This window comes from Azorhizobium caulinodans ORS 571, from assembly GCF_000010525.1.
Taxonomy (GTDB): Bacteria; Pseudomonadota; Alphaproteobacteria; order Rhizobiales; family Xanthobacteraceae; genus Azorhizobium; species Azorhizobium caulinodans.
Genome location: NC_009937.1, coordinates 4,641,792 through 4,656,056 on the forward strand (window position 1 = coordinate 4,641,792; position 14,265 = coordinate 4,656,056).

13 protein-coding genes are annotated in these 14,265 nt (G+C 66.7%); 3 read left to right on the top strand and 10 right to left on the bottom strand.

Going from position 1 to position 14,265, the window contains the following annotated elements:
- Positions 1 to 3: 3 nt before the first annotated feature.
- From AZC_RS20880 to AZC_RS20925, 10 genes are all read right to left on the bottom strand, one after another.
- Positions 4 to 1,062 carry a YwqG family protein gene (locus AZC_RS20880; RefSeq protein ID WP_043879670.1) on the bottom strand — a complete coding sequence of 353 codons (1,059 nt, stop codon included), beginning with the start codon at positions 1,060 to 1,062 and terminating at the stop codon, positions 4 to 6.
- Between the two features lie 289 nt (positions 1,063 to 1,351).
- Positions 1,352 to 2,392: a biotin-dependent carboxyltransferase family protein gene (locus tag AZC_RS20885; protein WP_012172592.1), complete on the bottom strand. Its 1,041-nt coding sequence runs from the start codon at positions 2,390 to 2,392 to the stop codon at positions 1,352 to 1,354.
- On the bottom strand, positions 2,389 to 3,129 hold the full coding sequence (locus AZC_RS20890) for a 5-oxoprolinase subunit B family protein (RefSeq protein ID WP_012172593.1): 741 nt from the start codon (positions 3,127 to 3,129) through the stop codon (positions 2,389 to 2,391). The genes AZC_RS20885 and AZC_RS20890 overlap by 4 nt, the downstream gene beginning before the upstream one ends.
- Entirely contained in the window at positions 3,126 to 3,887 is a 762-nt protein-coding gene (locus AZC_RS20895; RefSeq protein ID WP_012172594.1) for a LamB/YcsF family protein, read from the bottom strand. The genes AZC_RS20890 and AZC_RS20895 overlap by 4 nt, the downstream gene beginning before the upstream one ends.
- 93 nt (positions 3,888 to 3,980) lie before the next feature.
- Positions 3,981 to 4,685 carry an ABC transporter ATP-binding protein gene (locus AZC_RS20900; protein ID WP_012172595.1) on the bottom strand — a complete coding sequence of 235 codons (705 nt, stop codon included), beginning with the start codon at positions 4,683 to 4,685 and terminating at the stop codon, positions 3,981 to 3,983.
- Positions 4,678 to 5,409: an ABC transporter ATP-binding protein gene (locus AZC_RS20905; RefSeq protein WP_012172596.1), complete on the bottom strand. Its 732-nt coding sequence runs from the start codon at positions 5,407 to 5,409 to the stop codon at positions 4,678 to 4,680. Before AZC_RS20905 ends, AZC_RS20900 begins: the two co-directional genes overlap by 8 nt.
- Positions 5,406 to 6,389, bottom strand: a complete 984-nt coding sequence (locus tag AZC_RS20910) for a branched-chain amino acid ABC transporter permease (RefSeq protein WP_012172597.1) — start codon at positions 6,387 to 6,389, stop codon at positions 5,406 to 5,408. Before AZC_RS20910 ends, AZC_RS20905 begins: the two co-directional genes overlap by 4 nt.
- Positions 6,389 to 7,267, bottom strand: a complete 879-nt coding sequence (locus AZC_RS20915; protein WP_012172598.1) for a branched-chain amino acid ABC transporter permease — start codon at positions 7,265 to 7,267, stop codon at positions 6,389 to 6,391. The genes AZC_RS20910 and AZC_RS20915 overlap by 1 nt, the downstream gene beginning before the upstream one ends.
- 31 nt (positions 7,268 to 7,298) lie before the next feature.
- Complete coding sequence (locus tag AZC_RS20920) at positions 7,299 to 8,564, bottom strand: ABC transporter substrate-binding protein (protein ID WP_043879671.1); 1,266 nt, start codon at positions 8,562 to 8,564, stop codon at positions 7,299 to 7,301.
- Positions 8,565 to 8,655: 91 nt separating this feature from the next.
- Complete coding sequence (locus AZC_RS20925; protein WP_012172600.1) at positions 8,656 to 9,474, bottom strand: putative hydro-lyase; 819 nt, start codon at positions 9,472 to 9,474, stop codon at positions 8,656 to 8,658.
- Positions 9,475 to 9,606: 132 nt separating this feature from the next.
- Between AZC_RS20925 and AZC_RS20930 the strand changes: the two genes are divergently transcribed.
- The 3 genes from AZC_RS20930 to AZC_RS20940 all read left to right on the top strand — a co-directional run bounded on the left by AZC_RS20930 (position 9,607) and on the right by AZC_RS20940 (position 14,253).
- Positions 9,607 to 10,500, top strand: coding sequence for a LysR family transcriptional regulator (locus tag AZC_RS20930; protein ID WP_043879672.1), 894 nt, complete (start codon positions 9,607 to 9,609; stop codon positions 10,498 to 10,500).
- Positions 10,501 to 10,575: 75 nt separating this feature from the next.
- Positions 10,576 to 12,393, top strand: coding sequence for a PHA/PHB synthase family protein (locus AZC_RS20935; protein WP_012172602.1), 1,818 nt, complete (start codon positions 10,576 to 10,578; stop codon positions 12,391 to 12,393).
- Positions 12,394 to 12,825: 432 nt separating this feature from the next.
- On the top strand, positions 12,826 to 14,253 hold the full coding sequence (locus AZC_RS20940) for a sensor domain-containing diguanylate cyclase (RefSeq protein ID WP_244421750.1): 1,428 nt from the start codon (positions 12,826 to 12,828) through the stop codon (positions 14,251 to 14,253).
- The last annotated feature ends 12 nt before the right edge of the window (positions 14,254 to 14,265 follow it).

A 14,265-nucleotide genomic window follows, 5' to 3' on the forward strand; every position in this document is an offset into this window, starting at 1 on the left:
CGCTCAGTCACACTGATAGGTGACGCGTGCGCGTTCGAAACGGCGGGCCGCGAGGTCTTCGTTTCGGATGATGACGTAATAGGCGCCGGGGCCTCTCATCCCCGCATTAAGATCGACACCGACCTGAAGCAGAAGCCGCCAGGCGCCGGCCTCTTTAAGGAGCGCCTGTGCCTCCGGGGTTTTCCACGCGTCTCCATTGCCGCAATAGATGCCGTGTGATGCGAGCTGACTGGTGGCTTGCAGGCCGTTCTGAAGGGGGCGCGGGAAGCCTCCCAACTGGTGGTTCTCTCCACCGTCCTCATCCGGCGTCCCGAACTGCGAAAGCCAGTCGCCGTAAACCTCCCGCAGGTCTTCGTCCTTGAGATCGAAAGCATCCCAGCCACGCTCGCTCATGGGGATCGGCGTGACGACGGGAACCGCACTGATCAGGGCCGGCGCGAAAATGGTCGTCCAGTCGTCGCTCGAGATTGTCTCCAGATCCATGGGGACGGCAGCCGGCGTGAGGAGGTCTCTCGGACTGTCATCCCAGATCACGCGCCAGCCGACCGCGGCCTCGGGGGTGAAGTCTTCCGGTTGCTCCCAGAAATCGTAGAAGACGAGGAGGCGGCCCGTATTCGGGAGCAGGGGATCAAACCCTTCGATGGCCGACAGAGCCGCCAGATCGAACTGACCGAAGAAGGCCAGCGGAAACGGGCGCTCCGTCGCATCCGCCTTCGCCATGCGCTCCTGGCTGAACATCACGCCCTGCTCGGGGGTCATCCAAGAACGCGGCTTGCGGGAGTCCTCCAGGAGCCGTCTGGCATCCTTCCGATGTCCGGCGGCACGCCGCTCTGCATCCGGATAGGGCGGCCGCATCGGCCACCCCATGCCGGGCGGAAGGTCGGGCGTCCCGCCCAGCCGACTTGCGCCGGGAAGCGGCCTGTTCTCGCCAAGTGCGGCCGTGGTCAGAAGCAGCGCCGGCAGCGCCTGAGCGGCAAGACGCTCCACAATTTCCGCCGGCAGGTCCTCATCGCCTAAAGATGCCCGAAGTGCATCGCGCGTCCGTGGCAGGGCTTTGCTCATATTTCGCAACGGCTCCTGTCGCTTCTCTTGTCGTTCCGCACACATCAGGATGAACGAAACGAAAGAAAATCACGCCGGGATTGGCGGCATATCCCGCACCACGTAACCAAGCGATGGGACAATTTGGTGACGTGTCACGTGAGACAGCATCTGCGCGCGTGACATACGGTGCCGCACCCCGGCACCGTGCATCACAATCACTTATCGCCGGAGCCGTAGGGCGGCCGTATGGATCGCCGTGGACCGTCGGCGACAAGGCGCGACGCGACGCCCGATGACACGCCGCCCCTCACCCCTCCGCGAAGGCGTCGACCCAGCCGTCGATGAGGCGGCAGCCGAAGAGGAATTCGGAGGTGAGGTGCGTGCGCACGAGCGGCGTCAGCGTCCAGCCGTCGGTGAGGGCGGCGGCTTCCGCCCGGCGGGCGGCGATGGCCTCCTCCGCCGTCACGGCGGCAAAGCGGAAGGTGGCGCCGGGACGCAGTTGGGCGATGCGGCCGAGGTCGGCACCGATGACGTTCGCGATCTTGGGATAGCCGCCGGTGGGCTGGCGGTCACCCATCAGCACCACGGGAAAGCCCTCCCCCGGCACCTGAATGGCGCCATGGGCGATGCCATCGGAAACGATGTTGAACCCGCCCGCATGGGTGAGCGGCGTGCCATCCAGGAAATAGGCCATGCGGTCCGAGCGCACGGACACCGTCCAAGGGCCAGCAAGGAAGGCGGCGATCTCGGCGGCGTTGAAATAATCGTCCTGCGGGCCGAGCATCACGCGGATCACGTCGCCGGGGCGGTTCAGCACGGGCGCGGCCAGTTCCATGGTGCCGCCCGGTAGCACATGCGCGCCGGCCAATGGTAGCATGTCGCCCGCCATCAGGGCGCGGCCCTTGAGGCCGCCCAGCCCCGAGCGGGCGTGGGTGGAGAGCGAGCCGAGCGTCGGGGGAATACCGATGGCGCCGCAGGGCGCGAGGTAGCACCAGGCGCCCGCGGTGCCCGCGCGCACGGCGAGCTTCTGGCCCACCTCCAGCGTCAGGCGGCACGCCGACGGGACAGGCTGGCCGTCCAGCGTGATCCTGAAGGCGCCGCCAACCAGCGCGACGGTGACGGGCGCCTCCACGGCCTCCAGCTCGACCCCGCCCATGGAGATTTCCAGAGCGGCAGCACCTTCCGGCACCTGTGCCACGCGATTGGCGAGGGCGAAGGCGAGCGGGTCCATCGGGCCCGCGCCGGTCACGCCAAAGCGCAGCAGGCCGTGCCGGCCGGCATCCTGAAGGGTGACGCCGGGGCCGGCGGAGAGAATGCGCAGGCCCGGCTGCGCGACCGTCTCGCTCATGAGCGGATCTCCCGGCGCGCGACCACCTCGCCCGACGCGGCGCGCGCATCGAGGGCGAGGAAGGTGTCGCGATCCACCGGCTCGAATTTCAGTTCATCACCCACGGCGACGAGGAAGGCCGGGTTGCGCTCGGCCGCGAACATGCGCTCGGGCGTGCGCCCCATCAGCCACCAGCCGGTGGGCATGGAGAAGGTGGTGACGATGGCGAGGCCGCCGCCGATCAGCGTCGTGTTCGGCGGATGCGGCGGACGCGGGCGGGTGCGGCGGGAAACCGCGAGTTCCTTCGGCAGCCCGCCGAGATAGCAGAAGCCGGGGGCGAAGCCGTACATATAGACGCGGAAAACGGCGCCGGCGTGCAGCGCGACCACCTTCTCCTCGGACAGGCCGGTCATGCGCGAGACCTCGCCGATGTCCTCGCCATATTCCGGATCGTAGCAGCAGGGCAGCACCCAGCGCGTCACGGGGCCGGACGCCGCCCGCGGCGCATTGACCATGGCCTCGATCTCGCCGACCAGCGTCGCGCGGGAGATGACCAGCGGATCGTAATGCACCATCAGCGAGCGATAGGTGGGCACGCTCTCGCGCACGCCGGGCAGCGCCCGCGCCACAAGCGCGGCGTCGAGTGCCAGCACGCGGTCGCTGATCTCCGGCTCAACCGCCCGTCCGAACTCCACCACCAGCGCCGTCTCGCCGCTGTCGAGGAAGCGCGGCGCGGCGTAGACCTCCCCCTCGATCATGGCGCGAAGGGCGCGATGGCGATGCCGGCCGCTTCCAGCCGCTCGCGCACATAGCGCGCGGTCTCGACCGCCTTCGGCCCGTCGCCATGGACGCAGATGGAATCGATGGACGTCGGCAGGTGCGTGCCCTGCGCGGTGATGACAGCCCCGGACTGCACCATGGCGATGATGCGGTCGGCCGCCGCCACGGGATCGTGGATCATGGCGCCGGGTTGGCTGCGCGGAATGAGATGACCCTGCTCCGTATAGCCGCGATCGGCGAATATCTCGGCGGCGAGGCGCAGGCCCGCGTCGCGGGTGGCGGGCGCCTGCGCGCCCAGCGGGCCGGCGAGGACCACGAGCGAGGGATCGACCGCCTTCACGGCATTGGCGACGGCAACCGCCACCTCGGGCTCCTGCTCGGCAATGTTGCCCAGCGCCCCATGGACCTTCACATAGGTGATGCGATGGCCGGAATAGGTGGCGAGCGCCTGCGCCGCGCCCACCTGATAGGCCACCAGCCGCTCGATCTCGCCGGGCGTGAAGGGCATGCGGCGGCGGCCGAAGCCCCACAGATCCGGAAAGCCGGGATGCGCGCCCACCGCCACGCCCCGCGACTTGGCGTAGGCAAACGCCTTGGCCATGATCTCCGGATCACCCGCATGCAGGCCGCAGGCAATGTTGGCCGAAGAGACGATGTCCATCAGGGCTTCGTCTTCCGTGAGGTGCCAGATGCCGAAGCCTTCGGCGAGATCGGAATTCAGGTCAACGGACGGCATGGGCTCGATCCAGTCTTCAGGCGGCGCCAGCGAACCGGGCCACCCCTGTCCAGGCGAAAACAGAAGCCCGCGCCAGCGGCGCGGGCGGAGGCCTCACAGGCCGAGATAGGCGCGGCGCACGTCGGGGTTCGCGCGGATCTCGTCCGCCGGCCCGCTCATGGTGACACGCCCGGTCTGCAGCACATAGGCCCGGTCGGAAATCTCGAGGCACTCCGTGAGCCGCTGCTCGACGATGAGGATCGTCATGCCGGTGTCGCGGATGGTGGTCACGGCCTGGAAGATCTCGTCCACGAGCTTCGGCATGATGCCCTGAGAGGGCTCGTCCAGCATGAGAAGGCGCGGCCGGGTCATCAGCGCGCGGCCGATGGCCAGCATCTGCTGCTCGCCGCCCGACAGCGTGTTGGCCCGCTGGTCGAGACGCTCGCCGAGGCGCGGGAAGAGACGGAAGACCATCTCCAGCGGCGCCTCGCGGTCGTCCTGCGCCCGGTACATGTAGCTGCCGAGCCGCAGGTTGTCGCGCACCGACAGGCGGGGGAACAGCCGGCGGTTCTCCGGCACATAGGCAAGGCCCTTGGCGGTGATGAGGTGCGGGGGCACGCCCACCAGTTCCTCGCCGTCGAACTTCACCGAGCCGGACTTCGGCTTCTCCATGCCGACCATGGCCTTCAGCAGCGAGGACTTGCCCGCGCCATTGGCCCCGGCCACGCAGACGATCTCGCCCTTGTTCACCTCGATGGAGGCGCCGGAGACCGCGATGAGGCCCGCGTAGGTGACCGTGATGTCCTTCGCCTCAAGCACGGTGGCGGTCCCCCAGATAGGCGCTGATGACGCGCTCGTCGCGGACCACGTCCGCAGGCTTGCCTTCCGCCAGCACGGCCCCGAGGTTCAGCACCACGGCGCGATCCACCAGCGGCATGACGATCTCCATCACGTGCTCCACCATGAGCACGGCGACGCCCTTCGCCCGCACGGCCCGCACGAGCTCGACGCCCGCCCGCGCCTCGGAGGGCGTGAGGCCGGTCATCACCTCGTCGAGCAGCAGGAGCTTGGGCTCGGTGGCGAGCGCCCGCGCGACTTCCAGGCGCCGCTTTTCCGGCGGCGTCAGCTCGTTAGCGAACACTTCGGCGCGATGGCCAAGGCCGGCGAACTCCAGCACTTCCTCGGCCTTCTTGCGCGCCTCCTTGGTGGAGGAGGTGCGCACGAGGGCGCCGACGATGACATTGTCCGCCACCGTCATGCTGTCGAAGCTCTTCACCACCTGGAAGGTGCGGCCGATGCCACGGGCGCAGCGCTCCGGCGCCGAGAGGCGCGTCACGTCCTGACCGTCGAACCAGACCGAGCCTTCGGTCGGGGGCCGAAGCCCCGCGATGACGTTGAACAGGGTGGACTTGCCGGCCCCGTTCGGGCCGATGAGGCCGACGATCTCGCCGGCGGCCACCTGAAGATTGACATCGCTGTTGGCGACGAGGCCGCCGAAACGCTGCCAGACGTTGCGCACATCGAGAAGGGGCGAGGCACTCATGCTGCGCTCCTCTTGCGGCGCTGGAACAGGCCCACGAGACCGTCGGGACGGGCCAGCGCAATGGCCATGATCAGGCAGCCGTAGACGATGAGGTCGATGCCCTTGCCCGAGCCGCCCATGTAGGTGCGGGTGAGTTCGGTGAGCGGGATGAGGATGGCGGCGCCGAGCACCGGCCCCCACAGCGTTCCGATGCCGCCGAGCACGGCCGGGAGGGCCATGAGCAGCGAGAATTGGAAGGTCATCACCGATTCCGGGTCGATGTAGCCGAGGAACTGGGCGTAGAAGCTGCCGCCCACCGCCGTGAAGAAGGCGGAAACCGCCGCGGCCATCATCTTGGAGTTGAACACCACGACGCCAAGGCTCTCGGCGGCTTCCGGATTGTCCTTCACCGCACGCCACCAGTAGCCCCACTTGGAATTCTCAATCTTCCAGGTGACGAGCCACACCACGGCCGCGAAGACGAGAACGAAGTAGAAGTAGGGAAGCTTGTCGCGGGCGAACTGGAAGGTCAGCCAGCTGTCGCGGCCGATGGGCAGCTCGATGCCGGTGGCCGCGCCTGCCCAGTCCCAGTTGTGGAACAGCAGCAGGCCGATCTCCGCGATCACGATGGTCGCGATGACGTAATAGTGGCCGGCGAGGCGGAAGCACGCATGGCCGATGCCCATGGCGATCAGCGCCGCGATGACACCGCCGAGCGCCATGCCGAACCAGGGCAGCACGCCGAACTTGGTGTAGAGCAGCGTCGAGGTGTAGGCCCCGATGCCGAAGTAGAGGGCATGGCCCAGCGAGAGCTGCCCGCAATAGCCGCCGAGGATGTTCCAGCTCTGCGAAAGGCCGGCATACAGCAGCAACAGGATGAGGACGTTCAGCGTATAGACGTCCTTCACTCCGAAGGGCAGCAGGGCGACCAGCGCGAAGATCACCAGGGCGAGTAGGAGCTGGCGCGTGCGCCGCGCCGTGAAGGAGGGTGCGGCGCTCATCAGATGCTCCCGAACAGGCCGCGCGGGCGGAAGAACACCACCAGCAGGTAGACCACGTAGATGCCCACCGACTTCAGCGAAGGCGGCAGCACCATCGCCGTCATGGCCTCCACGAGGCCGACCACGATGCCGCCGGCAAAGGCGCCGAACACCGAGCCGAAGCCGCCGAGCGCCACCGTGACGTAGGCGATGAGCGCGAAGGAAGCACCCACATCCGGATAGACGTAGAAGAAGCTCGCCATGATGGCACCGGCGAGACCCACCAGCGCCGCGCCGAGGCCCCAGCCGAGGGCGAACACCTTGTTCTTGTCGATGCCCACCAGCGCCACCGCGCCGGCGTCCTCACGGGTGGCTTCCAGCGCCTTGCCGAAGTCCGTCTTCTTGATGAGGAAAAACAGGCCGACGAAGGCGAGGATGGAGACCGCGCCGCCCGCCAGCTGCGGCGCCGGCAGGAAGATGCCGAACACCGAAACGGTCTTGCCGCCAAGCCAGGTGTGGGGAATGGAGCGGTAGTCCGGCGTGAACAGCAGCTGGGCGAGACCGCGCATCACCACGGCAAGGCCGAAGGTGGCGAAGATCTGCACCATGCCCACGTTGGTCTTCGCCCGCATCGCGAAACGGATGATGGCGAGATAGACGAAGGCACCGAACCCGAACAGCACCGCCGCCGCGATGGGGGCGGAAAGCAGCGGATCGAGGGCGAACCAGCTGAAACAGAAGAAGGTGATGTACATGGCGAACATCAGGAATTCGCCATGTGCAAAGTTGGTCACGTCCATCAGGCCGAAGATGAGCGCCAGCCCGACGGCGATGAGGCCGTAGAGCAAGCCCATGAGCAGGCCGCTGGCCAGGCTCTGGATAACGATTGCGGCTGTCATGTTCCTGCTCCACGCACCTCCTTTCGAGAGATCAGCTCTTGTTCATCGGCCACACGGCTTCGGCGATGGCCGCCTGAGCCGGGAAGACGGTGACGAACTTGTTGCCGATGCGCTGGAGCAGGACGGGGTCCGCATAGGGGTTCTGTCCGGTCTCGTCGAACTTCACCTTGGACCACGGCATGATGGTCTTCTCGCCCGGCAGGTCGGTGGCGACGAGCGCGGCGCGGATGGCCTCGCCCTCCGTGGACTTGGCACGGTTGATGGCGTCGGCCAGCAGCAGCAGGGCCATGAATTCGCGCGAGGTGTTGTCGTTCAGGTCCTTGCCCGAAATCTTCTTGAAGGCGTCGTTCACCTTGCCGACCGACGGACGCTTGGCGGCGAGGTCGAGCGAGAAGCTGCCACGGGTCATGGAGCCTTCGGCCAGCGGGCCGACGGCGTCATAAAGGGCCTGCTCGGAGAAGCCGGCCGCCTGCGCGAGCAGCGCCTTGGGCTTGTAGCCCAGCTCGTTCATGGTCTTGAGCAGAAGGATGCCGTCGGTGGTGTAGCTGGACGGCAGGAGCACGTCCGCATTCGCCGCCTTGAGCTGCTGCACCTCGGCGGTGAGCGAGGGCGAGTTGGCGCGGTACTTGATGTCGGCGACGACGTTATAGCCGCGCTCCTTGGCGAGCTTCAGCTGCGCGTTGGCGCTGTCCGTGCCGAAGATGGTGTCCTCGTGGAACAGGGCGACCGTCTCGACCTTCTGGCCCTTCTTCTTCAGGCTGTCGAGGAAGTCGAACATGGCCGCCGAGAACATCTCGTCGTGGGCGGCGGCGCGGAAGAAGAACTTCAGGTTACGGCGGGTCAGGCTCGGCGAGGAGTTGTCAGCCGAGAAGAAGGGAACGCCGTAGCGCTCGCAGGACTGGCTGACGGTCGCCGCCACCGCGCTCTGGTAGGTGCCGACGATGGCGCACACCTTCTCCTGCGTGATGAGGCGCTCGGCCTCGGCGCGGCCCTTCTGGGGGTCGCCCTGATGGTCGGCATAGACGATGCGCACCTTGGCGCCGCCGAGGTTCGGCAGGCCGCCGGCACCCGCGAGCGGCAGATCCGCGTCGGAATTCTCGTTGATGAACATCAGCGCGGTCTCGAACGCCTTCTGGGCGTCGACACCCATCTGCGCGGCCGCACCCGACATGGGATAGAGCGCGCCGATGACCACTTCCTTGGTCTGGGCACTGGCTTTGCCCGCCGCCCCGGCGCCCAAAGCGAGCGTCGCGGCGGTGCCGACGAGAAGATTGCGACGATTGATCGTGAACGACATATCAGGGATCCCTCTGCTGAATGCCCCGGTCACGCTCTACGGCGTTTGCTTCCGCGGGGGTAGTGTCGATTTGGAAAGGTTGTGCCGGCGCTCAGCCGGTTGCGAGCGCACTGTTCTTGAGATCGGTGCACAGCATCATGCCGGGCCCGTGGGCCAGGGCGTATTCGATCTTGGCGGCCGAGATGACCGACTGGGGCGTGACACCGCAGGCCCAGAACACCGGGATCTCGCCTTCGAGGATCTCCACCGCATCGCCATAGTCGGGCTTGGAGAGATCCTTGATGCCGATGGCTTCCGGCAGGCCGATGTGGATCGGCGCGCCATGGACCGAGGGGAAGCGCGAGGTGATCTGCACCGCGCGGATCGCATTGGCGGGCGTCATGGGCCGCATGGACACGACCATGGGGCCGGCGAAGGGGCCGGCCGGCACGCAGGCGATGTTGGTGCGGAACATCGGCACCTTCACGCCCTTCTCCACATGGCGCAGCGGAATGTCCGCCGCCATGAGCGCCTCCTCGAAGGAGAGCGAGCAGCCGATGGCGAAGGTCACGAGATCCTCGCGCCAGTAGGCCTTGAGATCCGCCGGCTCGTCCACGAGCACGCCGTCCTTGTAGACGCAGTAGCCGGGCACGTCGGTGCGGATGTCGAGATCGAGGCCGATGGAGCTCAGCGTCGGATCACCAGGCTCGGACACGCCGATCACCGGGCAGGGCTTGGGGTTGCGCTGGCAGAAGCGCAGGAAGTCGAAGGCGAGCTTCGCGGGCAGGATGGCGAGGTTCGCCTGCACGAAGCCGGGGGCGAAACCCGCGGTCGAGCCGGTGAGCGCGCCGCTGCGGCTCGCAAGGCGCACGTCGCGGCCGGTGGCCAGGGAAATACCGCCGGGAGTGGCAATGGAGGCATGCGCGGTCATCGGAAAACCTGCTCATTGGTTGCGCATGCCCATATCATCACCACGAATCCATTGTGTCGAATTTTAATTTCGGATCGTTTTGGATAAACTGGCCTTATCGATGCGTCAGGCATCCGGCCCCGGCGGAGGGTGGTGATGGACCTCAAAGCCTTGGAAACATTCGTGCGGGTGGCGGAACTGGGGAGTTTTCGCGCCGCAGCGAACAAGTTGCACACCACCCAGCCCGCCATCTCCCAGCGCATCGCTCAACTGGAGAGCGAACTGGGCGCCCGGTTGCTCGAGCGTGAACGCCGCAACGTCACGCCCACCCCTCGCGGCCGCACCCTGCTGGCCTATGCGGAAAAGATGCTCGCCTTGCGTGCGGAGATGCTGACCGTGTTCAGCGACTCAACGAGCTTGCGCGGCGTCATGCGCATCGGGCTTGCGGAGACCATCGTCCACACGTGGCTGACGCGCTTCCTCAAGCAGGTGAACGCCATCCATCCCCATCTGGGGCTCGAGATCGAGGTCGACATCTCGCCGAACCTGCGCGACCGGCTCGCGGCGCAGGAACTCGACGTGGTCTTCATGCTCGGCCCCAGCCACCTGCCGCTGATGGAGAACCGGCTGCTCTGCTCCTATCCGGTCTCCTTCGTCGCCAGCCCGGAGATCAGCTGGAGCCAGAAACCGGTGACGCTGGAGGAGCTGGCGACCTTCCCGATCATCACCTTCTCCCGCAACACACAACCCTACATGGCGGTGCGCACCCTGTTCTCGCGCCACGACTTGCCGCCGGTGCGCCTGCACGCCAGCGCCTCGCTCTCCACCGTCGTGCATATGGCGACCGAGGGCCTTGGCATCGCGGTCATTCCCGCCGCCATCGTCTCGGGCGAGCTGGCGAGCGGCCGCCTCGCCGTCATCGAGACCAACACGCACATTCCCGATCTGCCCTTCTATGCGGCCTGGACCTCCACGCCGGACAGCAGCGCCGCCCGGCAGATCGTCGAGATCGCCGCCGTCATCGCCCAGGAACGCGGCGGCATGTGAACAACGCTTGATTCGGCTCAAGGCGGAACAGGCGTTGCCGGTCCATGGACAAGCATCCCCGAGAGGTGTCGTCCCATGAATGCGCCTTATGCCCCGCCCGCCGAAGTCGCTCCCGCCAAACGATCGCTCCACGGCACACCCGCTCCGCAGTCGGACGACGGCGCTCTCGGCCTCGAGGGCTTCCGCGCCTTCGACCGGATGACGCAGGCCCTCACCGCCCGCTTCACCGGCGGACTTTCGCCCGCCGCCATGGCGCTGGCCTGGACCGACTGGTCCATCCACCTCGCGGCGGCTCCCGGCAAGCGGGCCGAGCTGATGCTGAAGGCCTGGCGCAAATATTCCCGCCTCGCGGGCTACATGGCGCGGGCGAGCCGCGATCCCGCGACGCCGCCGGTGATCGAGCCGCTGCCGGGCGACGACCGCTTCGCCTCCGAGGCTTGGCAGAAATGGCCTTACAGCCTCTATGCCCAGAGCTTCCTGATGATCCAGCAGTGGTGGCACAATGCCACCCATGAGGTGCCCGGCACCTCCCGCCACACGCAGGACGTCACCTCCTTCCTGGTGCGGCAGATGCTGGACATGGCCTCGCCCTCCAACCTGCCGCTGACCAATCCCGACGTGCTCGCGCGCGCCCATGCGGAAGGGGGCGCCAATTTCCTGCGCGGCTTCCAGAACTGGCTGGAGGACGTGGGCGCGGCACTCTCCGACGAGCCGCCGGCCGGAACCGAGAAGTTCCGCCCCGGCGTCGAGGTGGCCGTCACCCCCGGACAGGTGGTCTATCGCAACCACCTCATCGAACTGATCCAGTACGCGCCGACGACCCCGGACGTCTATGCCGAGCCGGTCCTGCTCGTGCCGGCCTGGATCATGAAGTACTACATCCTCGACCTGTCGCCGCAGAACTCGCTGATCCGCTACCTCGTCTCGCAGGGACACACGGTCTTCTGCATCTCCTGGCGCAACGTCACCGCCGAGGACCGGTACGTCTCCTTCGACGACTACCGTCGTCAGGGCGTGCTCGATGCGCTGGATGCCATCTCGACCATCGTGCCCGGCACGCGCGTTCACGGCACCGGCTACTGCCTCGGCGGCACGCTGCTGGCGATCGCCGCGGCGGCCATGGGCCGGGCGGGCGACCAGCGGCTCGCGAGCCTCAGCCTGTTCGCGGCCCAGACGGATTTCACCGAGCCGGGCGAACTGCAGCTCTTCATCGACGACAGCGAGCTGCACTTCCTCGAAAGCATGATGTGGGACCAGGGCTTCCTGTCCGCCGAACAGATGGCGGGGGCCTTCCAGATGCTGCGCTCCAACGATCTCGTCTGGTCGCACATGATCAAGGACTATCTGCTGGGCGAGCGCACGCCCATGATCGACCTCATGGCCTGGAATGCGGATTCCACCCGCATGCCCTATCGCATGCACAGCCAGTATCTGCGCGAGCTGTTCCTCGACAACGCCCTGGCCAGCGGCCACTACATCGTGGACGGCCATCCGGCGGCCTTGCCCAACATCCGGCAATCCATCTTCGCGGTGGGGACGGAACGGGACCATGTGGCCCCCTGGCATTCCGTATACAAGCTGCACCACCTCACGGATACGGACGTCACTTTCGTGCTGACTTCCGGCGGGCACAATGCCGGCATCGTCTCGGAGCCGGGCCATCCGCACCGGCATTATCGCGTGCGGCGAAAGGCGGCTGCGGATGCCTACATCAGTCCGGACGAATGGGTGGCGGGGAGCGACCTGAAGCCCGGCTCCTGGTGGCCGGAATGGAGCGAATGGCTGGCCGCGCACTCCTCGCCCGGCCGCGTGCTGCCGCCCCCGATGGGTGCGCCCCAAGCGGGCCTGCACCCGCTCTGCCCGGCGCCGGGAACGTATGTCCACCAACGGTGACGCCGGCACCAGATACCTCAACATGAGAGAGCGGAAAAGCGGCGCTTCCGCAGCGCAGCGGCTCTGGCGGCAGCGATAAACCGATCGCAGGGAACGTCGCCGCGCGATATGGCCAAGCTTCCGTTTGGCAACCTGCGCGCGACTATTTCCCGCCCGCGCCCGATATAGAGGGATGTTCTGATGCACATCGCCGCAGCCACCGCAGCGGTGATGCACGATAGGCATGATGGCGGCGTCGCAATTTGCGGCGCGGGCCTTTATCGGTTTTGCTCCTCGGTGTATGCATAGCTCCGCTCTTGTTCAAAAAGACATGATCGCACGCGCCATCGACCGTTTCGGTCCCGCGCGCCGTGCCGGTCTGCTTTGCCCCGCCTCGGGGCACGCGCCATGACGGCGCGATCGCTCCTCCCGGCCAATCCGATTTTGCCCGCCATGCTCGATGACGCCCTGATTTTTGACCTGTCGCCCGTTTCCCTATGGGTCGAAGACTACAGCCGCCTGAAACGGCTGTTCGATCAGTGGCGCGCGGAGGGCGTCCGCGACCTGCGCTCCTTCTTCGCCGATGACATGACGCGCGTCAGTCAGTGTGCCGCGCACATCGACATCGTGAAGGTCAACAGGCGTACGCTCGACCTGTTTGAAGCAGACTCGCTGGAGGACCTCACCGCCAATCTCGGCAAGATCTTCCGTGACGACATGCTGTCGGTTCACGCGGAGGAGCTTGTCCATCTGTGGTCTGGCGAAACCAGCTTCTCCAGCCACACCTGCAACTATTCGCTCAGCGGACGGCGCATCGACGTGCAACTGCACGGTGTCATCCTGCCGGGCTATGAGGACAGCTGGTCGCGCGTCCTCGTCTCGCTGGAAGACGTCACGGACAGCGTGCAGTCGCGTCGCCGTCTGGCGCTCAGCGAAGCCTATGCGCGGGGCCTGTTCGAGCATTCGCCGGTCTCGCTCTGGGTGGAGGACTTCTCCGGCGTGAAGGCGCTGCTCGACCGCGTGCGCATGCAGGGCATCCAGGATTTCCGCGTCTTCACCGACGTGCATCCCGAATTCGTGGACCAGTGCGCCAGCGAGATCCGCGTTCTGGAGGTCAACCACCAGACGCTTCACCTGTTCGGCTCGGGCGAAAAGGCGGCGATCATCCGCCGCCTGGACGAAGTGTTCCGCGAAGAGATGCTCCAGGCGCTCCGCGAGCAGTTGATCGACCTCTGGGACGGCAAGCTGTTCCAGCAGCGCGAGGTCGCCGCCTATACGCTGGAGGGCACGCAGCTCTATCTGCTCCAGCAGTTTTCGGTCCTTCCCGGCCATGAGACCGACTGGGCGCAGGTGCAGGTCGCCTTTGTGGACATCACCGCCCGCAAGAAGGCCGAGGCCTATCTCGAATATCTCGGCAAGCACGACGTGCTCACCCGGCTCTACAACCGCTCCTTCTATGTGGAAGAGCTGAACCGGCTGGACCGCAAGGGCCCCCGGCCGGTGAGCATCATCATGATCGACCTCGACGACCTGAAGCTGGTGAACGACCAGCTCGGCCACAGCGCGGGCGACGACCTGCTGCGGCGGGCCGGCGAGGTGCTGTCGTCCCTCGTGGAGAAGCCCTGCCACGCAGCGCGCATCGGCGGCGACGAATTCGTCATCCTCCTGCCCGGCATCGACGGCGAGGGTGCGCAGACGGTGCTCGACAATCTCGTGAAGCTGGTGGAACTGAACAACCAGTACAATTCCGCCAAGACGCCGCTGCGGCTCTCGGTGGGCGTTGCCACCAGCCGCATCGGTGAGCGGCTGGAAGCGACCATCAAGCGCGCCGATCTCGACATGTATGAGAAGAAGCGGGAAAAGGACGAAGCGGTCCACTGAGGCCGCGTGCGG